The sequence below is a fragment of the Methylotuvimicrobium buryatense genome, from assembly GCF_005931095.1.
Lineage (GTDB): Bacteria > Pseudomonadota > Gammaproteobacteria > Methylococcales > Methylomonadaceae > Methylotuvimicrobium > Methylotuvimicrobium buryatense.
This window is the reverse complement of sequence record NZ_CP035467.1, coordinates 1574420-1597725: the sequence shown is the minus strand read 5'-3', so window position 1 is coordinate 1597725 and position 23306 is coordinate 1574420. Positions and strand designations below refer to the sequence as shown.

The 23306-nt window shown below is 49.6% G+C and carries 12 protein-coding genes; 8 read left to right on the top strand and 4 right to left on the bottom strand.

Annotated features, from left to right (window positions below):
• Window positions 1-128: 128 nt before the first annotated feature.
• Entirely contained in the window at window positions 129-1175 is a 1047-nt protein-coding gene (locus EQU24_RS07240) for a sterol desaturase family protein (protein WP_017840129.1), read from the bottom strand.
• 1323 nt (window positions 1176-2498) lie between these two features.
• Between EQU24_RS07240 and EQU24_RS07235 the strand changes: the two genes are divergently transcribed.
• The 8 genes from EQU24_RS07235 to EQU24_RS07200 all read left to right on the top strand — a co-directional run bounded on the left by EQU24_RS07235 (window position 2499) and on the right by EQU24_RS07200 (window position 18552).
• Window positions 2499-5657 carry a GAF domain-containing protein gene (locus EQU24_RS07235; protein WP_017840130.1) on the top strand — a complete coding sequence of 1053 codons (3159 nt, stop codon included), beginning with the start codon at window positions 2499-2501 and terminating at the stop codon, window positions 5655-5657.
• Window positions 5654-7858, top strand: coding sequence for a PAS domain S-box protein (locus EQU24_RS07230; RefSeq protein ID WP_017840131.1), 2205 nt, complete (start codon window positions 5654-5656; stop codon window positions 7856-7858). The genes EQU24_RS07235 and EQU24_RS07230 overlap by 4 nt, the downstream gene beginning before the upstream one ends.
• A gap of 15 nt (window positions 7859-7873) precedes the next feature.
• Window positions 7874-8347 carry a response regulator gene (locus EQU24_RS07225; RefSeq protein ID WP_017840132.1) on the top strand — a complete coding sequence of 158 codons (474 nt, stop codon included), beginning with the start codon at window positions 7874-7876 and terminating at the stop codon, window positions 8345-8347.
• On the top strand, window positions 8340-10448 hold the full coding sequence (locus EQU24_RS07220; RefSeq protein WP_017840133.1) for an EAL domain-containing response regulator: 2109 nt from the start codon (window positions 8340-8342) through the stop codon (window positions 10446-10448). The genes EQU24_RS07225 and EQU24_RS07220 overlap by 8 nt, the downstream gene beginning before the upstream one ends.
• Before the next feature lie 607 nt (window positions 10449-11055).
• Window positions 11056-11706 carry a hypothetical protein gene (locus tag EQU24_RS07215; RefSeq protein ID WP_017840134.1) on the top strand — a complete coding sequence of 217 codons (651 nt, stop codon included), beginning with the start codon at window positions 11056-11058 and terminating at the stop codon, window positions 11704-11706.
• Between the two features lie 153 nt (window positions 11707-11859).
• On the top strand, window positions 11860-12918 hold the full coding sequence (locus EQU24_RS07210) for an efflux RND transporter periplasmic adaptor subunit (protein WP_244310908.1): 1059 nt from the start codon (window positions 11860-11862) through the stop codon (window positions 12916-12918).
• On the top strand, window positions 12915-15983 hold the full coding sequence (locus EQU24_RS07205) for an efflux RND transporter permease subunit (protein ID WP_017840136.1): 3069 nt from the start codon (window positions 12915-12917) through the stop codon (window positions 15981-15983). Before EQU24_RS07210 ends, EQU24_RS07205 begins: the two co-directional genes overlap by 4 nt.
• 664 nt (window positions 15984-16647) lie before the next feature.
• Window positions 16648-18552, top strand: a complete 1905-nt coding sequence (locus EQU24_RS07200) for a transketolase C-terminal domain-containing protein (protein ID WP_017840137.1) — start codon at window positions 16648-16650, stop codon at window positions 18550-18552.
• 127 nt (window positions 18553-18679) lie between these two features.
• Here EQU24_RS07200 and ntrC read toward each other — a convergent pair whose 3' ends face one another.
• The 3 genes from ntrC to glnA form a co-directional block, all read right to left on the bottom strand.
• Window positions 18680-20089 (bottom strand): nitrogen regulation protein NR(I), encoded by a 1410-nt coding sequence (gene ntrC / locus EQU24_RS07195; RefSeq protein ID WP_017840138.1) that lies wholly within the window; start codon window positions 20087-20089, stop codon window positions 18680-18682.
• Entirely contained in the window at window positions 20082-21131 is a 1050-nt protein-coding gene (glnL, locus tag EQU24_RS07190) for a nitrogen regulation protein NR(II) (protein ID WP_017840139.1), read from the bottom strand. The genes ntrC and glnL overlap by 8 nt, the downstream gene beginning before the upstream one ends.
• 654 nt (window positions 21132-21785) lie before the next feature.
• On the bottom strand, window positions 21786-23195 hold the full coding sequence (glnA, locus tag EQU24_RS07185; protein WP_017840141.1) for a glutamate--ammonia ligase: 1410 nt from the start codon (window positions 23193-23195) through the stop codon (window positions 21786-21788).
• Window positions 23196-23306 lie beyond the last annotated feature (111 nt).

Sequence of the window (23306 nt, the reverse complement as noted above, 5' to 3'; positions counted from 1 at the left end):
TACAGGGACGTATTCACGGCGTCCTTTGACGTGTACCCTGGTGCCGGATTTTGATCTACGATGGGTATAAATACAAATGATTATCTTAAAGAACGGGCATGAATCATGCCCGTTCTTTACCGATTAGATCAACTCTGCATGACTCCATTATTTTTGAGGCCTAGCTTCAACAAACTCCCCATATCGAACCGGAAGCGTTTTTTGATGGCATTGCCGGAATAAGCATTCCGAACGACTTCGCGTTCCGCCTCCAACCAATCAAGCATTTCATTACCCGGCTCAAAACCGCGCTTTTCGGCTCTGAAATAAGCCGCCTCGGCAATCATCGGCATGGCCTCGGGAATATCACCGACAGGATTCGCCTTTGGCTCCGACGTCACACCGAACTTTAATAATTTGAAAAAAGTCAGCGGCGGTTGGCTATTAAGTCCAATTTGTTTGGGCTCCAACTCGATCAAGGTTCCGAACAGACGGTCCCAAATCGAAAACACCGCGCCGTAATTCCTGTCATGCTCGGCTCGAACCGTCGAGTGATGAACCCGATGCAGATAGGGAGTAATGAATAAATACCCTAGGTCTTTTTCTCGAGAAAATGCAATATTTGCGTGATGAAACATAACAAACAGCATCATCAATAATTCATAAGCCAATACACTGGCCTTATCGAAACCGAAAATGACGATACTGAGCGCTTTAATCAATGTAGCAGCCAATATCTCCAAAATATGCACACGATATGCAGTCGAGGCATTCAGATATGGCTCACTGTGGTGGACTTTATGAAATAGCCATAAAACATCGAAGTCATGACAAGCCTTGTGCCAAAGGTAAAACACTAAATCCAGCACAATTAACGACAACGCAGCCTTGATCAATGAATCCGACATCCCGCTCAAAATACCCGCACCGGAAAAATGCTCTGCCACGACCAGCAACGATGAAACCGACAATAACGACAATACCAAACTGTTGAATAATAATAAGGCAATATTAACCCGATAAGAGTTTTTTAAATTACTTTTCGGCAATTTCTTTCGAGGACGATGCGCTTCGATGGCGGACAAAATGATAAAAAACATCAATAATGTAAACCCGGCCAAATCGAATGAAGTGATCATCGGCCAACTAGCTATCGCTTCAAAAAGATTCATGGAAGCATTCATTGTTTGAGTCATGGACTTATCCTCACAGAAGTAACAAAAAATCGGCTAAAAACAGTAATTCCTAGTTCGAACATGTTTCTTAACGTTATTTGGCTTCCCACTTAAGGCGGGACAAAAGCACTAAGGATTAACCTTAAACTGTCCCGTGTTAAGTGAGTAGCCCGTTATTTATCACGAAATTCATAGTCACTTTGTTCGATGCAAAGCACTTGCCAAAATCCATATATTTTGGTAAACGCTCACCCCATCCATTAACGACAACCTATTTAATCTTTAGATTTCATCATATTAAAAACGTTTCCCGGTTTTTTTATAAATCCCGCTGCCGCTAGGCAAACAACCATCACTGTTGCATTAAGACAACTATTTGTACCAACTAGGTGCAATTGTTTCTTATTTGCGCACCAAAGCCGCACTTTCAACAGCATTATTCACAGAAGCGATCAGATTTTCGAGCCGCGCCTACCCGCCAACGTCATTAAGTTACCTGATTAGCAAGATGCTTCAGCTTGCCGGAGCCAAGTGCCCGAGCGGGCTAGTCGTAACCGCAGCGACTTCTGCGGGACGGGTTATTTAACCCGTCCCCAACGTTTCGGTTTGCCCTAAACATTTCGGCTGACTTCGGCCAAAGTCAAAACGTTTAGGACGGGGTTGCAAACCCCGTCCTGCCAGGGTTTTCGCGCCGCGCCTACCCGCCAACGTCATTAAATTACCTGATTAGCAAGTTTCTTCAGCTAAAGCCCAAAAACCAGCATATCCCTAGCAGGACGGGGTTCGCAAGCCATGCGCGTCAAGCTAAAAACGGCCAACCCACATCACGCTCTTTCCCAAGCTCCAGCTTGGGAAAGACACCCCGGAAGCTCCAGCTTCCTGAGACCGACACAACCTCCACACATTCTGAATCAAACCCGACTCGCTCGTTCAATCTTTCTTGATTTTCGGGAAGCTAGAGCTTCCTGAACAGGTTACCCAAGCTAGAGCTTGGGTAACAGCATATTTTAGTTTTTGCGACTACGACTGGTCCTTGCTCGGACACTTGGCCTCGGCAAGCTGAAGCATCTTGCTAATCAGGTTAAATTAAGCAGTCATTTAAATTAAGTAATCCTGACATTCAGGCCCGAATGCGCTTCAAAAGCCTGCCATCCATGGCGGAATGAAGGGATTCTCTTAACTTAATGGCAGTGACTCCTAGGCCCTATAACCAAAATTTGTTTTTTTACGACTAACCTGTATCCTAAGCGCTAATTGATAAAAACAAACTCGCATAACCACCATCAGCGTCAATAACAACCCTAGTCAACGCCGATTTTATGAGCTCACTATAGGAACATGACAGTGCGCCAACGACTTTCAAAAGCAGCGATTATCACACTCCTGTATTTGGCTTTCGCAGGCTTTTGGATATTGACTTCGGATTGGCTGGTCGACTTACTCATCACCGATAGAACTCTATTAGTTCGCATCCAAGCTTGGAAAGGCTCGGCCTTCGTACTAATGACCGCGGTCATCCTTTATGCTTTGTTGCGATTAAAGCTTCCATCTCCGCATGAGACAAACTCCGGAGCCACCGGCTTCCGCGCCAGTTTACTGATCGCTGTTTACATTTTGATGTTAATCTTGATTGGCGGTATCGGCTACCTGGTGTATCGGCAGCAGGCCCTGGAGTTCACCGCGCGGCAATTTTCCGTACAGTCAACCATAGTCAAGCTCAAAGCCCGCCATATAGAAAACTGGTTAACCGAACGCCGCCAGGACATTAAACTCATACAATCCGATCCGATACTTTCAGCAATCGACGCACCCGTTTCCGGGCAACTAGATAAAACACTTGAAGCCAAACTACAAAGCTATTTCAACGCCCTGCTCGAAACCAAAGAATGGGTCGGCGTAACGCTCTATACCAAGCAAGGACATCCTTTATTCACTACCGGCGAAGCCATCGAAGCCACTGCAGCAGTGCGGCAAGCCATTATCGACTCGTCACGATCCCGGCAATTGGCGATCAACGACATACATCGCCTCAGATCCGAGCCCGACCAATATCGACTTGAATTTATCGCACCGATAATCATCAACGAGCCGCAAAAAATCTTTGTCATGGTGGTATTGAGCGCCGATCCGACTATAGAACTCTATAAATCCCTCAATGAATGGTCGGCCATTTCCGCCGATTCGGAATTATTTTTAGTGCGCCGAGAAGGCGATGAAGTGGCCTATCTCAACAGAACCGAATGGATAAGCAACTATCCGCTCACACACCGCAAACCGTTAAGCCGAGTAAACTTGTCCGCTACCCGAGCAGTACTCGACGGAGCCGGTTTTTGCAGATGCATCAATGACCGTGATATGGAAGTATGGGCCGCATTTCAACCGATCTCCGGCATGCCTTGGCATGTCTTATTAGAAAGTAATGCCGATGCAATGTTGAAACCGTTGAAACTACGGGCAAAATTGATTTTTCTGGTGGTAATATTCGCGGTTGGCGCCGGAGGTCTTGCCGTTTTGCTGCTCTGGCGCAGTCAACAAATGCGTTTTGCCTTATTCCGACAACGGCAACTGGAAGATCGAGCAGCAATTGTCGGGCATTATGACAGGTTGGTTAAACTGGCGCGCGATATCTTTTTACTAACCGATCTCGAAGGACGCATCGTCGAAGCCAACGAAGCCGCCTCATCGGCATACGGTTACGAGATCGACGAATTGTGCTCGATGACTATCCGCGACTTAACGCCGTCGCATCTTCAGTCCGCCATCCAAAACATCTGGCCGTCCGCCGACACGAAGGGCGGCGCGTTGTTCGAGATATTACAATTACGCAAAAACGGCGATATCTTTCCGGTCGAAATCAGTTGCAGTCCTTTAGAGATCGACGGCAATCTTTACTGGCAAAGCTTTATTCGTGACATTAGCGCTCGACAAGCCGCCGAAGAGCAAATACAGCGCCTCAACAAAGCCTATGCAACACTCAGCGAAACCAATCAGGCAATCGTAAGAACTCGCGATCCGGACAAGCTTTTTCAGCGCCTCTGCCGCATCGCGGTCGAATACGGAGGTTACCTTGGCGCTTGGATCGGCCGCATCGACGACATATCCGGCCGAATCGAACCGGCAGCCAGCTACGGCGCGCTCGATGAATACCTCCGTCAAACCGAAATCGAGATCGCCCCCGATTCACCGAAAGGCCGAGGACCGACCGCTAACGTCATGCGCAAAGGACGCCCTTATTATTGCGAGGACTTTCTTAACGACCCGGCAACCGCGCCATGGCACGACCTGGCCCGGCAATACGGCATCGGCGCATCGGTCGCGCTGCCCTTGCGGTGCAGCAACCGATTGGTCGCGGTATTCAACCTTTATGCCGCCGAAACGCATATTTTCGACCGGCAAATGCGCACTTTGTTGGAAGAAATGGCTCAGGATATTTCTTTCGCATTGGATAATTTCGAACGCGAAACCGCGCGTAAACAAGCCGAACATAGATTAAAAACACTCTTCGAGACGATACCCGATTTTGTATGGCTAAAAGATCATAGCGGTACCTTCCTGGCCTGCAATCCGGCTATCGTAAAATTATTCGGAGTCCCTGTATCCGAAATTATCGGCAAAACCGATTACGACTTTGTCGACTCGGAAACAGCGGATGCTTTCCGCGCGAACGACCTCGCCGCGGCAGCCGCTGGAAAGCCGGTCACGAACGAAGAAACACTGACTTTTTCGGGAGACGGGCGCAGCATTCGGGTGCAAACCACAAAAACGCCGATGTACGACGCCAAAGGAAAACTCATCGGCGTTCTCGGTATCGCCCGAGACATCAGCGAACTCAAACAACAGCAAGCTTTGCTCGCCGCAGCAAACAATACCTTGGAGCAAATCGCCGAAGGACGGCCGCTAACGACAATACTGAAACATATCGCCCGTAACATAGAACAGCTCAGCCCCGACATGCTGTGCTCGATCTTGTTAATGGATGCGGACGACTTACATCTTAGGCACGGATCGGCACCGAGCCTGCCCGATGGCTACAACCGATCTGTGGACGGTATTGAAATCGGGCCTTCCGTCGGTTCCTGCGGCACCGCGGCTTTTACTAAGCAACCGGTATTCGTCGACGATATCGCCGAAAGCCCGCTATGGAAAAATTTTAATCGCCTCGCTCTCGATCATGGTTTACGCGCCTGCTGGTCCACACCGATTTTTTCCGGGACCGGCAAGGTACTCGGCACTTTTGCGGCTTATTACCGAACGCCGCGCCACGCAACCGAAAGCGAGCGACAGTTAATCAATACCTTTGCGCATTTAGCCGCGATTACGATCGAAAGAGAACAGGATACTCAAAAACTTAACCGGCAATTAGACGAACTGCGCCGCTGGCACACGGTCACCTTAGACAGAGAGTCGAGGATCATCGACTTGAAACAAGAAGTCAACGCCCTACTAACCCGGCTCGGCGAACCGACGCGCTACTCCGTTTCAGTACAGGAACTCAAGCCATGATTGTTTCCGGAGCGCTAGCAATACTCCAAAATGCCGCATTACTGCTGACGATCGCGCTAGCCTTCGACATGACGGCCGGGCGTTTCTTATTCAAGCCTAAGTTAGCCGGACAAATTGTAATCGGCCTGGGTATTGCCTTGATCGGCATGGTCATCATGCTGACGCCTTGGTATTATCAACCCGGCATCATCTTCGATACTCGGTCGGTACTGTTAAGTATTACCGGTCTGTTTTTCGGCACCATCCCGACAGCCGTTGCCATGGCCGGCACAGCGGCACTACGACTCTATCAAGGCGGAATTGCGACATGGACCGGAGTTTCGGTCATTATCGTATCGGGACTCGCCGGCATACTCTGGCGGCATTTTCGGCCATCGCCGCTCGTCGAAATATCGTGGCGCGAACTTTGGCTATTCGGGCTTTTCGTTCATGTTTTGATGCTAGCCTTGATGCTGATCCTTCCTTATTCCACCGCAGTTCGGGTTCTGTCTGATATCGCCTTACCGGTTTTGACGATCTACCCTTTAGCGGTTGTCATGCTCGGATCGCTAATGATAATAAGGCTTCGCCGCGACCGCGACACTGAGATGCTTCGCGAAAGCGAGACGCGATTTCGCACCTTATTCGAGCAAGCCGCGGCAGGCGTTGCTCAGATCGACATACGCACCGGCCGCTTCATGCGAATCAATCGACGATTTTGCGATATCGTCGGATATACCCGCAATGAAATGGAACAATTGACCTATCAAAGCATCACGCATCCCGAAGATCTAGCAGCCGACAACGCAAAAACGCAGCGACTCCTGGCCGGAGAAATTCGCGAATTTTCAATGGAAAAACGTTATATCCATAAAAATGGGCGCTGCGTTTGGGTCAATTTAACGGTTTCGCCGTTATGGGAACAAGGCCAGTCGCCGAACGGGACGGTCGCGATCGTGATCGATATCACCAAACGAAAACAAGCCGAACAAGCCACTCATGCGGCACGAACCGAAACCGAACAATTGTTAAAGGAATCGGACCGACAGCGCTTGGTATTATTAAGCTTGATCGAAGATCAAAAATCGGCCGAAATAGCATTGAAAGAAAGCGAAACGCGTTACCGTTCACTTGCTAATAACGGGCGCATGCTGATTTGGTCGGCGCGCCTCGATAAGTTATGCGACTATTTCAACGAACCCTGGCTTGAATTCACCGGCCGGACGCTGGAGCAAGAATGGGGGTTCGGCTGGGCTGAAGGCGTGCATCCCGATGATTACGATCGTTGCGTGCAAGTCTATAATGAGGCTTTCGACAAGCGCGAGAAATTCTCTATCGTTTACCGCTTGCGTCGTCACGACGGGGAATACCGTTGGCTTATCGACGACGGCGTGCCTCGTTACGATCACAAGAGCGATTTTGTCGGCTATCTGGGCTACTGCTTGGACATCACCGAACGAATCGAAGCGGAACAGGAAGTGCTCAGGCTGAATGCCTATCTGGAACGACGAGTTAGCGAGCGCACGGCCGAGTTGGAACAAGCCAATAAAGAACTCGAATCGTTTTCCTATTCGGTTTCGCACGATCTACGCGCACCGCTTCGCGCCATTAACGGTTTTGCGCAAATTCTGGCACGCAGACATAGCGATACGCTCAATGACGAGGGCCGCCATTATCTCGATAATGTCATCGAAGCCGGAAACCGTATGAGCCAATTGATTGAGGACCTACTGGAATATTCTCGCACCGGGCGGCGCGCCGTACAAATGAGCCCGATAGCCCTATCGCCGTTGCTGAAACAGCTATCGGCAACATTTGCCGAACGCATAACGGCCACTCAAGCCACGCTTGAAATCATCGAACCGCTGGCGTCACCGATCGGCGACGCCACTTTAGTTGGGCAAATATTATCCAACTTACTCGATAATGCGTTAATTTACCGTAAACCGGATATACCGCCCATAATCGCAATCTCGTCGCGCATTAATAAAGGTCAAATCATTATTCAAGTGACCGATAACGGCATAGGTATCGAGCCCGAGTATTATGATAAAATTTTTCAGGTTTTTCAGCGCCTGCACAATGAAGACGAATACCCGGGAACGGGGATAGGTCTCGCCATCGTCGCCAAATCGGCACGCATGATGGGCGGTTCGGTAGAAGTCGAATCCACCCCCGGAAACGGCAGCACGTTTAGTATTCGGCTTCCCGCCGCCAATTAAAGCATGAGAATCGTTATGAATAATGAGGCCTTTATATTGTTAGTGGACGATAATCGCATGGATATCGAATTAGCACTGGACGCCTTCCATGAAGCCCGGCTGATCAACCGAATCGAAACGGCTTCAAGCGGCCGCGAAGCGCTCGATTATTTATTCGGACGCGGCGACTACGGCGACCGGAAGCGTTATCCGTTACCAGATCTGATACTGCTTGATCTAAAAATGCCGGGTATCGACGGCTTCGATGTACTCAAGCAAATCAAAACCGCACCATTGATCAAACGCATACCGGTCGTTATTTTGACTTCATCGCGCGAAGAAGGCGACCGGGCTTTATCTTACGATATCGGCGCTAATTCCTATCTGGTCAAACCCGTGTCGTTTTCCGGCTTTATCGAAGTCATCAAGCAAATCGAAAACTATTGGTTAAGTCTAAATATCGGGCCGCCGCTCGGAGTTACCTCTAAACCTGAGGCTGAAAATGACTAAATCATTTATGGAACGTAACGAAGTATTGCGTATTCTGATCGTCGAGGACGTCCCGGTCGATGCCGAGCTGATGGTATTACAATTGAAGGATGACGGATTAATTTTCGATTGGCAACGGGTTCAAAACGAAGAGGACTTTCTGCAAGCGCTCGATACCCGACCCGATTTGATTTTAACCGACTGGTGTCTGCCGCAATTTAGCGGCCTCAAAGTCTTGGAACTGCTTCATAACCGCGATAACGACATTCCTGTCGTCGTTGTTTCCGGCAGTATCGGCGAGGAAATCGCGATCGATGCCTTGCAAAAAGGCGCTTTCGATTATGTGTTGAAAGACCGCCCTGCTCGCTTGGGCGCCGCGATCCGGCATGCGCTGGAGGAAAAAGAACTACGCGACGAACGCAAACGCTATCTCGAAAAGCTGCGTCTCGCCGACCAGGTCTTTGAATCGACCGGCGAAGGCATCATCGTTACCGACATCGACGCCAATATCGTAGCCGTTAATCCGGCCTTCGAGCAAATCACCGGCTATACCAAGATCGAGGTGTTAGGCAAAAACCCCAGCATCCTGAAGTCCAACCACCAAGACAGGTCTTTTTTTTTCGAGTTGTGGAATACTTTATTAGGCACAGGCCATTGGCGCGGCGAAGTCTGGAATCGGCGTAAAAACGGCGAAGTTTATCCGGAATGGTTGACTATCAGTGCGGTCAAAAACAGCGAAGGCACCACCACGCATTTTGTCGGCGTGTTCAACGATATCAGCTCGGTCAAGGAAGCCCAAGCGCAACTCGACTTTCTGGCTCATCACGATGCATTAACACGCCTACCTAATCGCACCTTATTCAGAGACCGTCTCGGGCATGCCTTGATCCATGCGCAACGGGAAAACAAGAATCTAGCCGTATTATTTCTTGATCTGGACCGGTTCAAAACAATTAACGACACTCTGGGTCACCCGGTAGGCGACGACTTATTGAAACAAGCCGCCGATCGTATGCAACAAGCGATTCGAGCTGACGATACGCTGGCCCGACTAGGCGGCGACGAATTCGTTCTGCTGTTGGAAGACGATTCCACCGCGCATCACGCGGTCATCGTCGCACATAAATTATTGCAAATTTTTAACCGGCCGATGTTCATCGAGGACCACACGTTAACCGTGACCGCCAGCATCGGCATCGCACTGTTTCCGCAAGACGGCAAAGACGTCGACACGCTATTGAAACATGCCGACCTGGCCATGTATCAAGCCAAACAACAAGGCCGTAATACGTATCAGTTCTTTTCATCAGGCCTAACTACCGGCGCTTTCGAGCGCTTGATCATGGAAAACGCTCTGCGCGGCGCAGTCGCCCGAAACGAGCTTTTACTTTACTATCAACCTCAAATTAATTTGATCGACCGTACGCTTGCGGGAGTCGAGGCATTAGTGCGTTGGCAACACGCAGAATTAGGCATAGTATCGCCGGGGCAATTCATTCCGTTAGCCGAGGATATGGGTATCATCGCCGAAATCGGCGAATGGGTTTTAAATGAAGCCGTCAGACAAATGGCCGAGTGGCAAGCGGAAGACCTTGAAGTTCCTCGCGTTTCGGTCAACTTATCGATGCAGCAAATCGACCGGGAGGATCTCGCCGGACAAGTATCCGCAGCATTGGAGAGAATGAGTATCCCTGCCAAGCATTTGGAATTGGAAGTGACTGAATCGATGATCATGCGCCAACCGGATCAAGCCATGCGCATTTTGGATAATTTGCGTCAACAAGGTATCTTGCTATCGATTGACGATTTCGGCACCGGTTATTCCAGTCTGGCTTATTTAAAAAACCTCCCGCTGGATCGGTTAAAAATCGATCAATCTTTCGTGCAGGACATCGGCCGCGATGAACACGGCGAAGCCATCGTTCGGGTTATCATCGCGCTGGCTCGAAACCTAGGGCTGGAAGCCGTCGCGGAAGGCGTCGAGTCCGAAGAGCAAGCTCAATTTCTTGAACGCGAAGGTTGTAATATCGCTCAAGGTTATTTATTCGCGCGCCCCATGCCGGCGGATGAATTGATCCGACAAAGCGATCGATATCGATGCTCCGGCGAGAAAGCGAATTAGCCGACAATACACTGCATTAATCCTGAAAAGAGCAGTTGGCATTTGTTGTAGACCGTTCGTGCTGAGCAAAGTCGAAGCATGAAGGGTCTACAACACTTTCACCGGCCTGGTGAAGCCTCAAACTACCGTTCACCCTTCGACAGGGCTCTCCTGCGAAAGGACGCCGTAAACCCAGAACCTTAACTCACGAACTTTCACAGTAACGTTCATGAAGGCCTGGCCATCGCCCCGGCAAATGAAAGTTCTCTGGTGGGGAGGGTACGGTCACTAGCCCGACAGGACGCCGTGAATACGTCCCTGTAGGCTCGACGGCGGCTGTCCCTGCCGCCAACGCCTGTCGGTCGAGCAACCGCACCCTCTCCGGAACCGGCATTTGCTCTGTCGAGCGCCGTATATCGAAAAATTAGATAAAGGGTCTATATCTACGAACTTTCACAGTAAATATTTCAGCTTGCTTTGGTCATGTTCTAAATGTTTAGAACGGGGTTTCACGGGGTTTCAACTGCCGTCCTGCCAAGCATTGAATTGGCTTTACTCGGTTTAACTTTCGATTCGTGTTTTAGTGTATCCTAAGGTTCTTTATCAAAGCTTTACGGCCTATTGCTCAATGAAACTTAAAACTCGATTATTTAAGCATTTTTTACAGATTCTTTGCATTGTCGCCTTGTCTTTACAAACCGCAGTAGCTCAGGACTTCCACACATGGAGTTACCATCGTAACCGGGACCACTTAGCTAACCTCGAATACACCCTAGCGCGATCGCCGCTACCGAAACGGGGGAAATATGATTTAATCAGACTTGAAATCGTTTGCAAGGCGAATCAATTGCAACTAGTTGTCGATTCCAACAGTCTGATTACTTCTCAAAATCAGCCGTTCGACTTCGATTATCGAATCGATAAACAAGCGCTCGTTACGATTGAAATGCGCACCTTTTCGGATACGAGACGAAGAGCCTATAACGACGAGCATGCTCTAGCATTTGCCGAGGCATTACTAAACGGAAAATCGGTTTTCGTACGAATACATACCATGCTCAAAAACATATTGTCGGGGGCGATGCCGCTAGATGACGCACGCGAACCCATCACTCGTGTTCTCGCCGACTGCGGTATACAACGATCCGATTTGAGCAATGAAACAGCAGATTATGGCCTCACTGAATTCGAACGTGATCTAAAGCGATTGCCAACGACGCAACAACGACAATTGCTAAATCGGATCCGACAAATGATAAAAGAACTTGATGCCCGCTAGCCATAGTGGCTTTCCGGCTACCACGACCTCCGTCAATGCCATTAAGTTAAGCCGTTCGTGGTGAGCTTGTCGAACCATGGACGGCTTAACTTATCGACTCGGTATTTTAAACCTCACATGCTCAAACGTTTTCTTATTCTAATACTATTCTCCGTGCTGATTTTTGGCGGCATTTTCGGACTGAAGTTTTACCAACTTCATCAAGAAGCCGGCCGATTTCAACCACCGCCTCCTGCCGTCGTTGCGGGTACCGAAGTCACCCAGGAAATCTGGCCTTCCACATTGTCCGCGGTGGGAAGCTTAACCGCCATTGCCGGCGTCGACGTCAGCAACGAAGTGGCCGGCAAAGTCGAAGCGATTCATTTCGACTCCGGTCAATCGGTTAAAAAGGGACAATTGCTGTTGGAACTGGATGCGTCGACCGATCGCGCGGAATTACAAGGACTCCAGGCCGAAATGCGGCTCGCCAAGGTCCGCTTCGAGCGGAGCGAAAAACTAATAGGTAAAAACTTCATTTCCCAATCCGATTACGATCAGAACCATGCCCTACTCGACGAAACCGCCGCGGCCGTTCATGCTAAACGTACACTGATCGACAGAAAACGAATTCGCGCGCCTTTCACCGGCGAACTCGGCATTCGTCTAGTCAACCTCGGCCAATACTTAACGGAAGGTTCGGCAATCGTGTCGCTGCAACAGCTGGACCCGATTTATTTGGACTTTACCGTTCCTGAACGCTATTTGAATCGACTCGTTAAAGGCCGCCAAGTCATTGCGACCGTGCAAGCTTACCCGGACCGAGAATTCAACGGCGAAATCAGCGCCGTGAGTCCGCTGATCGACCAAGGCACGCGATCCGTAAAAGTTCGCGCCAAGCTAAGCAACAGCGAAAAACTGCTGCATCCGGGCATGTTCGCACAAACCGGCATTTTATCGGACCAAGAACTCAAGGTACTGACACTACCCGATACCGCGATCACCTATAATCCTTACGGCAATTCGGTATTCGTGATCGAAGCAAACGAACACGGCCTGATCGTTCAAAGCCGGCAAGTCGAAACCGGGCAAACACGCGCCGGCCGCGTGGAAATCATTAGCGGTTTGAAACTTGGAGAACGTGTCGTCAGCGCAGGCCAAGTCAAACTACGTAACGGCATGCCGGTTAAGTTGGATGATAAACCCGCCCCTGGCGAACGGGAGATTTCACAGTGAAATTTACCGACCTTTTCATCGAACGGCCGGTCCTCGCCAGTGTTGTCAGCTTATTGATTTTAGTACTCGGCTTGAGAGCCATCACGGCGCTGGAACTCAGGCAATACCCCGAAACCGAAAATACCGTCGTCACGGTAAGGACGTCCTATCCCGGAGCCAGCAGCGATTTGGTGCAAGGCTTCATTACCACGCCCCTACAGCAGGCCATCGCCGAGGCCGACGGCATCGATTATCTGTCCTCGAACAGCCGCCAAGGCGTTTCGACGATTGAAGCGCACATGCGTCTTAACTACGACCCCAATGCCGCGGTCGCCGAAATTCAAGCGAAAGTAGCAAGTCAACGCAATATCTTACCTGCCGAATCGGAAGACCCGGTCATTACATCGCAAGTCGGCGATACGACTGCGTTGATGTATGTTGCGCTTTATAGCGATACGATGAAGCCTTCGCAAATCAGCGATTACATGCTTCGCGTCGTTAAACCGAAAATTCAATCGATACCGGGCGTCGGCAAAGCCACTGTGCTCGGTAATAAAACCTTTGCGATGCGCATCTGGCTCGACCCCAAGCGCATGTCGTCGCTCGGCGTAACTGCCGAGGATGTCGCGAATGTGTTGCGCTCAAATAATTACCTGTCGGGCGCCGGCCAAACCAAAGGAAATTTCGTTACGGTCGATTTGAGCGCGACAACCGATGTCGTCAGCGAACAGGAATTTCGTAATCTAGTCGTCGGCAATCGCGGCGGTACGCTAATCAGGTTATCCGATGTTGCCGATACCGAATTGGGCAGCGAAGATTACGACATGGTCAACTGGTATAAAGGCAAGACCGCGATTTTCATGGGTATCGAACAGGCACCCGGCGCCAACCCGCTGACGGTTGCCTATGCCGTCCGCGATATGTTGGACGAAATTGAAAAAGACTTGCCCGAAGCCATGCATATCCTGCTGCCTTATGATGCGAGCCGTTTTATCCAGGATTCGATCAACGAAGTCTTTCGTACGCTGGCCGAAGCATTGATCATCGTCTTATTGATCATTTATTTATCGTTGGGCTCGATTCGCGCCGCACTGGTTCCATCGATCACAGTCCCCCTTTCGTTGATCGGCGGCACTTTTTTGATGCTACTCATGGGGTTTTCGGTAAACCTGCTCACAATGCTGGCAATGGTGCTAGGCATCGGTCTAGTCGTCGACGACGCGATCATTGTCGTCGAAAACGTGCATCGCCATATAGAATTGGGAAAATCCAAATTCGAAGCGGCGATCGAAGGCACGCGTGAGTTAGTATTACCGGTGATCGCGACTACGGTGGCGCTGGTTGCGGTCTATTTGCCGGTCGGTTTCATGGGCGGACTGGTAGGCACCTTGTTTACCGAATTCGCCTTTACCCTAGCCGGCGCGGTCGTCATTTCGAGCATTATCGCACTCACCCTCGCACCGATGCTGAGCTCCAAAATCCTGAAAGACCAAGGCAAGGCCGGTCGTTTCGAACATGCGGTCGAAGCAATCTTTAACGATTGGTCCGAACGTTACCGAAAATTGCTGCACCCGCTTCTGGAAACGCCATCTCTGGTACTGGCATTTGCGCTGATGGTCTTGATCAGCATTTATTTCATGTTCAGCCTGTCGCAAAAAGAATTGGCCCCAACCGAGGACCAAAGCATACTGTTTGTCATGGCGAGCGGTCCGCAAACTGCAACTTTGAATTATAATGAAGCCTATGCCGAAGAGTTGATCAAACAATTCGAATCGATACCGGAATACAACGAAAGCTTTATGCTGCTTGGCTTCGGCGGCAGCAACAATACCGTGTTCGGGGGCTTTAAAATGCCTTCGACGGCATTACGCAACCGTTCGCAAATGGCGATACAACCGGAATTGCAGGCCAAGGTCAACACCATTGCCGGCTTCCAAACCGCGGTCATTCCACGGCCAAGCTTACCCGGCTCGGGAGGCGGCCTACCGCTACAATTCGTAATCGTCACCGATGCCGATTACGCATCGCTTGACCAAGTAGCGGACCTTCTGGTCGATCGTGCGACACAAAGCGGACGCTTCAATTTTTTGATGAAGGAAGTTAATTTCGACCGACCGAAAGCGACCCTTGTCATCGACCGGGATAGAGCGGCGGATTTGGGATTGACGATGCAAGACATCGGCAGCAACCTGGCATCTTTACTCGGCGGACAATATGTCAACCACTTTAGCCTGCAGGGGCGAAGTTATAAAGTGATACCGCAAGTCGACGATTTATCGCGCCTCGATACCAGTAAGTTCGATCATTATTATTTGCGAACCGCATCGGGCGGACAAGTACCGCTGTCATCGCTGGTGCATCTCGAACAATCGGTCGAGCCCAGCAAACGAACTCAATTTCAACAGCTCAACAGCCTGACCGTATCGGGCATGATGGCACCAGGCATCACACTGGGCAATGCAATGGATTATTTGGAACAGGAAGCCGATGAGTTATTTCCGCGCGGTTATAGTTACGACTATACAGGCAGCTCCCGGCAATACGCACAACAAGGCAGCGCTCTGGTCGCGACGTTTTTCATGTCGTTGTTGATCATTTATTTAATGCTGGCCGCACAATTCGAAAGCTGGCGCGATCCGTTGATTATTCTGATTTCGGTACCGCTCTCGATCGCCAGCGCCCTAGCTTTCATCATGCTCGGCTTCGCCTCGATCAATATTTATACGCAAGTCGGCTTGATCACGTTGATCGGTTTAATTGCAAAGAACGGTATTTTGATCGTCGAGTTCGCCAATCAATTGCAGATCCGCGAAGGCTTGACCAAACGCGAAGCGGTAGAGCAAGCGGCAAAAATCCGGCTCCGGCCGATTCTAATGACGACCGTATCGATGATCGTCGCGATGGTCCCTTTACTGATCGCTTCGGGCCCGGGCGCTGCCAGCCGTTTCGATATCGGCTTGGTAATCACTAGCGGTCTCGGCGTTGGAACGCTATTTACGCTGTTCGTTGTCCCTTCGTTTTATCTATTACTGGCAAGAGACCGCTACACCGAGCGTGAAGATCAATCTTGGATTCGAAACGATTGAGCCGACATTTTTTGCGAAAATGTTTTGTTGATCTTGCCTACGGGTTATACTTCCGAAAGTGATTTTTCGACAGTTAAAAATCAGGCTCAGAATAGCCCGGATTGAAGACTGCCGAAGACACGGACGGAGGTATGTCAAAACTCAAAGCTAGATTAATGAAACTGAATACGGTAAGACACTAACATTCATTGAGACAGGCCAAAACATATAAAAACTAAATTCTTATCTAGAAGCCGTCAAAAGAAAATGGATGCCGTTATGGAAACGTTTAGAATATGGCCGAAAATAACTTCCCGACTTCCATCGTTCCCACGCTCTGCGTCACTGCCATTAAGTTAAGGGAAACCCGTCATTCCGCCATGGATTCACTCCGGGCTATCCTGCCCGGAGCCCTTCGAGTAAATGCAAATTCGTTCCATACGGATTTGTGGCGGAATCCAGTGCCATGGATGGCAGGCTTTTGAGGCACATTTGAGCATGAATGCCGGAATTACTTACTCTGTGACGGCTAACTTATACCAGTGACGCACTGCGTGGGAACCATTTGGGAAAATATTTTTTTACCTTATCTTTTAGATAGTACCTCGACCATCCGATTAATTGTCTTTGTAAAGAGAGAGCTTTCAAAGCACGTTTATTAACCAAACCGAAAAGAAGAATAACTATGTCTAAATTTCCAATCGATCTCGGCGCTTATCAGCGCATTTCACTCGATCCAAGCAGCAATGAACTGACCGCCGAACAAAAATCGGCGCTGCAGGCCAACATTCAATTATGCCGCGATGCGATCGTATTTTTCACGGCAACCGGCGCCGCCAGAGGCGTTGGCGGACACACCGGCGGCCCGTTCGATACGGTTCCGGAAGTCATGATTCTGGACGCACTGTTTCGCGGCAACGACGACAAATTCGTTCCTGTCTTTTTTGATGAAGCGGGACACCGTGTTGCCACCCAATACTTGATGTCCACGCTAAACGGCGATTTACCGGCCGAAAAGCTGATGCATTACCGCGAAGCGCATTCTCATCTTCCGGGCCATCCTGAATTAGGCTTTACGCCCGGCGTCAAATTCAGTTCCGGTCGCTTAGGTCACATGTGGCCTTACGTCAACGGCGTGGCGATGGCAAACCCTAGCAAGACATTATTCTGCCTGGGCTCCGACGGCTCGCAACAAGAAGGTAACGATGCCGAGGCCGCGCGCCTTGCCGTTGCTCAACAACTAAACGTGAAACTTATCATCGACGATAACGATGTCACGATCGCCGGTCACCCTTCCCATTACTTGGGCGGATGCAGCACCGCAAAAACACTGGAAGGCCATGGCGTTAAAGTGTTGGAAGGCGACGGCGAAGACCTCGACGACTTGTACCGCCGCATCGTCACCGCGATCAACACGCAAGGTCCTGTCGCGGTCATCAACCACCGCCCGATGTGCCCTGGCATCAAAGGCCTGGAAGGCTCGACCCACGGTCACGATGTCATCTCGGTTAAACTGGCGCTCGAATACTTGGAAGCCAACGGTCAGCAAGCGGCGGTCGAACATCTGAAGTCCATCCAAGCACCGAAACAAGACTACACCTTCCTCGGCTCCAGCGATAAATGGGATGCCAACCGCAACGTCTTCGGCGATGCGTCTGTCGCGATTTTGGGCCGATTGTCCGAAGCGGAACGTTTGGAAAAAGTCCGCGTGATCGACAGCGACCTCGAGGGCTCTTGCGGCTTAAAGAAAATTCATGATGCATACCCTGAAATCTTTATTTCTTCCGGCATCATGGAACGCGGTAACTTTTCTGCGGCGGCCGGTTTCGGGATGGAAGCCGGTAAACAAGGTATTTTCGGCACATTCAGCGCTTTCCTGGAAATGTGTATTTCCGAAATCACGATGGCGCGTTTGAACAATTCCAACGTGTTGTGTCATTTCTCGCATTCCGGTATCGACGACATGGCCGACAACACTTGCCATTTCGGTTTAAACAACATGTTTGCCGACAACGGTTTGAGCGACGGTTACGACACCAATCTGTACTTCCCGGCCGACCCGAATCAAATGAAAGCCTGCTTGGAAACTATTTTCTTCAACCGGGGTCTGCGTTTCGTTTTCTCTACCCGCTCCAAGGTGCCCATGATCCTGGATAGCGACGGGAACGATTTCTTCGGCGGCAATTATAAATTCGTTTCCGGCAAAGACGAAGTCATCCGCGAAGGGACGCAAGGCTATGTCGTCAGCTTCGGCGAATCGTTATACCGCGCGCTGGATGCGGTTGAACGTTTGAAACAAGAAGGCATCGATGTCGGCTTGATCAACAAACCGACATTGAACGTCATCGACGAAGATATGCTGACTAAAGTCGGAAAATCCCCGATGGTGTTGGTCGTCGAATCGTTCAACCGCAAAACCGGTCTGGGCAGTCGCTATGGCTCATGGTTGCTGGAACGCGGATACGCGCCTAAATTCGCTCATATTGCCACGCACAAAGAAGGTTGCGGCGGCTTGTGGGAGCAATTCCCGCACCAAGGCATTGATCCGGCCGGAATCATGGCTAAAGTCAAGGATTTGCTCAAAGGCTAAAACCTTATAGGCAATCACACTGAATAGAGGGCTTTCTTCGTTGAAAGCCCTCTTCTCGAGCCATAAGGAATTCGTGATGGCCATGTGTATACCCAACGCAGATCAAAATTCGGTGCCGGGCTAACGATCATTCCTCGATATCCAGTTCCTTAATCTTACGAGTTAGCGTATTCCTACCGTAACCCAAAAGCTTAGCCGCTTCGTGACGTTTTCCGCCGGTATAGTCTAACGCGGACTTAATCAAAATGGCTTCGACTACCGGTATCGTATGCTTGGCAATCTCCTGATCGCCCTTATGCAATTGGTACTCGATATTTTTCTTCAACACCCCTTGCCAATTCTCATCCGCCCCGCCCGACTCCTCCCGACTATGCAGCAATTCCGGCGGCAATTCGTTCTTATGAATTTCACGACCCGAAGCCATTACGGTCAACCAACGACACAGATTCTCGAGCTGACGTACATTGCCCGGCCATTCCAGAGCCTTCAAGAATTGTTCGGCATCAGGCTTAAGCACCTTTAATTCGGTATTCAATTCGGCCGCGGCTTTACTTAAAAAATACTGCATTAGCAACGGAATATCTTCCCGGCGATCGCGAAGCGGCGGAATATGAATACGAATAACATTTAAGCGGTGAAATAAATCCTCGCGGAACCGGCCTTGAGCGACTAAGGCTTCAAGATTTTGGTGTGTCGCGGCAATGATCCGAACATCGACTTTGACCGATGAATGCGCACCGACAGGATAAAATTCTCCGTCCGCCAGCACTCTCAGCAAGCGTGTTTGCAGTTCGGCGGGCATATCGCCGATTTCGTCGAGGAACAGCGTTCCGTGATTGGCTTGCTCGAATCGCCCCGACCGTCGCGCTTGAGCACCGGTAAACGCACCTTTTTCATGCCCAAATAATTCGGATTCCATCAAATCCTTAGGGATCGCGGCCATGTTCAGCGCAATAAACGGATTACTCGCTCTTGGACTATGGCGATGTAAAGCCTTTGCCACCAATTCCTTACCGGTTCCGGACTCGCCATTGATCATCACAGTAATGTGGGAGCGGGCCAATCGGCCTATCGCCCTAAATACCTCTTGCATCGCCGGTGCGGCACCGATAATTTCGGGTGTTGCTTCCGCGACATGGTTATTATGTATCGACTCCTGCCTTTGCTTGGAATGCTCACAGGCGCGACGAACGACCTCAACGACTTCTTTTATATCGAACGGCTTGGGCAAATATTCGAAGGCTCCGCCGTGAAATGCCGATACCGCGCTTTCCAAATCGGAATGCGCGGTCATCACAATGACCGGTAAATCCGGATGACTGCTTTGCACGCTCTTCAACAACTGCAAGCCATCGATGCCGGGCATGCGAATATCGGTGATCAACGCGTCCGGTTCCTCGGACTTCAACGCTTCGAGCAACACGTTACCGTTAGCGAACGAACGGGTTTCGATCTCGGCTTTTTGCAGGGCTTTCTCTAATACCCAGCGGATGGATTTATCGTCGTCGACGATCCAAACCATGCCCGAATTACTCATGGTGATTCTCCAGGGGTAAATAAATAGAAAAAACGGTACGACCAGGCTGACTATCGCATTCGATCATGCCGTCATGTTGATTGATCAAAGACTGTGCGATGGACAAACCAAGCCCCGTACCGCTGGCCCGTCCGGTAATCATCGGATAAAAAACCTTGCTCATCATCTCTTTATCGATTCCGGGACCGGTATCGATAATATCGATTTTCGCGGTCAATTTATTTCTCTTGCGACCGATCGTCATTTGCCGGCAAACTCTGGTTTTTAAAGTCAGTATTCCGCTGCCTTCCATCGCCTGAACGGCATTTCTGACAATATTCAATACCGCCTGAATCAATTGATTCTTGTCGGCAAACACTTCCGGAATACTAGGATCGTAATCCTGAATAACGCTCAGTTTTCCGTTCGCTTCGATAAGCACCAATTGCCTAACCCGTTCGACAACTTCATGAATATTTAATAGCGCTTTATTCGGTAGCTTATTAGGGCCGAGCATTTTATCCATTAAACCTTGAAGTCGGTCGGACTCGGCAATAATGATTTGAGTGTATTCCTTCAGTTCAGGATCATCCAATTCAAGATCCAGTAACTGTGCCGCGCCTCTTAGCCCTCCAAGGGGATTTTTGATTTCATGAGCCAGGCCTCTAACCAACATTCGAACGGTTGATTGCTGAGATAATAATTGCTCTTCCTTAGAAATGCGTAAATGCCTATCCAGTTGTTGCAACTCGACAATGATCTCAGTAACCTGATCATCATTGATAACGGGCGTCGCACTAAAATTGACAGTAATGCTCTGATTCATGATGTCCAGGGTTAATTCACGATCGACTAAGGGCTCATCCATTTGCAGGCATTGTTCCAGATCCAACCGCTGCTCCGAATCGACCGTCTTGAATAACTCCATGGCACTACTGCCCAACAAATGTCGAGCGCTATCGGCAAACAGCACCTCGCCGGCGGTATTGATATAAGTCAGTTTAAGCTGCCGATCGAATAGCAAAACCGCTTCATTTAAATGTTCGAGAATCTTTTTATACACGGTTTTTTAAAGTCATGAGCTTATCGATTAATCAAGGAAGACACATATAGGCAAGGAAAACGATCGCTTTACTAATATTAAGCAAATACTAGACCATAATAATTAGACATCTAATCGACAACCTCCGGCGATCATGGTTGGCAATAGGCATTCAGGTCCTTGAGACCCGAATCTCGGCAATTCCTGCCGTAATAACGATTTCCCTCGCTTCCACGCTCGTCGTTATACATAAATTGTAGGGTACGCTACGCATACCCTCATGCCGTTAAGCACCGAATCCACCGGACCAAACCATAAGAGCTTGCCTTAGCATTGGCGGGGTTACCATGGTAATCATAGCGTACCCCAAGGGGCTAATCGCCAACCTACGGCAACCATGGTTGGCGATGGGCACTCAGGCTCTAATGCGCCTCAAAAGCTTGCCATCCATGGCCCTGAATTCCGCCAATCCATGGCGGAATGACGGGTTTCTCATAACTTAGTGGCGCCCCCCCCACCTTTCATCTTTCATCTTTCATCTTTCATCTTGCCCCTTTCACCATCATTTCCGATGCAAAGCGAGTTTAGCAGAAACTATTGAACAACATTTATGGTGCGCCCAAATAAAAAACGCCCCATTATGGGGCGCTTCTTTGTTGTTATTTCGATTCGTAATTACAAACTGTAATACATATCGAATTCAACCGGGTGCGTACTCATACGCAGACGAGTCACTTCTTCCATTTTCAACGCAATATAACCGTCGATAGCATCATCGGTAAACACGCCGCCTTGCTTCAAGAATTCGCGGTCGCTATCCAACGCCTGCAAAGCTTGATCGAAAGCATGGCAGACTTGCGGAATCGCTTTTTCTTCTTCCGGCGGTAAATCGTACAAATCTTTATCCATCGCATCGCCAGGATGAATTTTGTTTTGAATACCGTCCAGACCTGCCATTAGCATTGCCGAGAACGCTAAATAAGGGTTAGCGGTCGAGTCGGGGAAGCGCACCTCGATACGGCGTCCTTTCGGATTGGTAATAAAAGGGATACGAATCGATGCCGAACGGTTTCGCGCAGAGTACGCCAACATTACCGGCGCTTCAAAACCCGGCACCAAACGTTTATAGCTGTTCGTCGAGGCATTGGTAAATGCGTTCAATGCTTTGGCGTGCTTGATAATACCGCCGATGTAATACAACGCGGTTTCCGATAAGCCGCCGTATAAGTCGCCGGAAAATAGATTGACGCCATTTTTAGCTAAGGACTGATGAACATGCATACCGCTACCGTTGTCGCCTACAAGAGGTTTCGGCATAAATGTCGCCGTTTTACCGTAAGCATGCGCAATATTGGTCACGACATATTTCAAATCCAACACTTCGTCGGCTTTTTTGACCAAAGTACCGAATTTAACACCGATCTCGCATTGGCCTGCTGTTGCGACCTCGTGATGATGCACCTCGGTAACCATGCCCATTTCTTCGAGAATCAAACACATCGCAGAACGCATATCCTGCAAAGAATCGACCGGGGGAACAGGGAAATAACCGCCTTTCACGCTTGGACGATGCCCCATGTTTCCGTCTTCATAGGCTTTTTCAGAGTTCCAACCGGCCTCGGAAGAATCGATCTTGTATGAAGCGCCTGAAATATTGGCTGACCAACGCACATCGTCAAACACGAAAAACTCGTTTTCGGGACCGAAGAAAGCCGCATCGGCAATACCCGTGCTAGCCAAATAAGCTTCGGCGCGTTTCGCGATAGACCGTGGATCGCGTTCGTAGCCTTGCATGTCGTTCGGCTCGATGATATCGCAACGCAGAATCAGCGTGTTATCGTCATAAAACGGATCCATCACTGCCGTACTTGGATCCGGCATCAGAATCATATCCGACTCGTTAATACCTTTCCAGCCCGCAACCGAGGAGCCATCGAACATCTTGCCTTCTTCAAAAAGGTCTTCATCCACATCATGAGCAGGAAAAGTCACATGCTGTTCTTTGCCGCGCGTATCGCAGAAGCGAAAATCGACAAATTTAACATCGTGCTCCTGAATCATTTTAAGTACATTTTCTACAGACATGTATGTTGTCTCCTAGGTTGATTGTCATTTGTAAATTGCTAAGAATATTTCGCGATAACGATATCATTTTTTTAATGCGCAATATAGACGTCCGGAAAAGTTTTAGAGCCC

Excerpts from the sequence above, each read along its gene's own strand:
- ntrC (WP_017840138.1), bottom strand. The coding sequence starts at position 20,089 with ATGAGTAATTCGGGCATGGTTTGGATCGTCGACGACGATAAATCCATC.
- EQU24_RS07225 (WP_017840132.1), top strand. The coding sequence starts at position 7,874 with ATGAATAATGAGGCCTTTATATTGTTAGTGGACGATAATCGCATGGAT.
- glnA (WP_017840141.1), bottom strand. The coding sequence starts at position 23,195 with ATGTCTGTAGAAAATGTACTTAAAATGATTCAGGAGCACGATGTTAAA.
- EQU24_RS07200 (WP_017840137.1), top strand. The coding sequence starts at position 16,648 with ATGTCTAAATTTCCAATCGATCTCGGCGCTTATCAGCGCATTTCACTC.
- EQU24_RS07230 (WP_017840131.1), top strand. The coding sequence starts at position 5,654 with ATGATTGTTTCCGGAGCGCTAGCAATACTCCAAAATGCCGCATTACTG.
- EQU24_RS07220 (WP_017840133.1), top strand. The coding sequence starts at position 8,340 with ATGACTAAATCATTTATGGAACGTAACGAAGTATTGCGTATTCTGATC.
- EQU24_RS07215 (WP_017840134.1), top strand. The coding sequence starts at position 11,056 with ATGAAACTTAAAACTCGATTATTTAAGCATTTTTTACAGATTCTTTGC.
- EQU24_RS07240 (WP_017840129.1), bottom strand. The coding sequence starts at position 1,175 with ATGACTCAAACAATGAATGCTTCCATGAATCTTTTTGAAGCGATAGCT.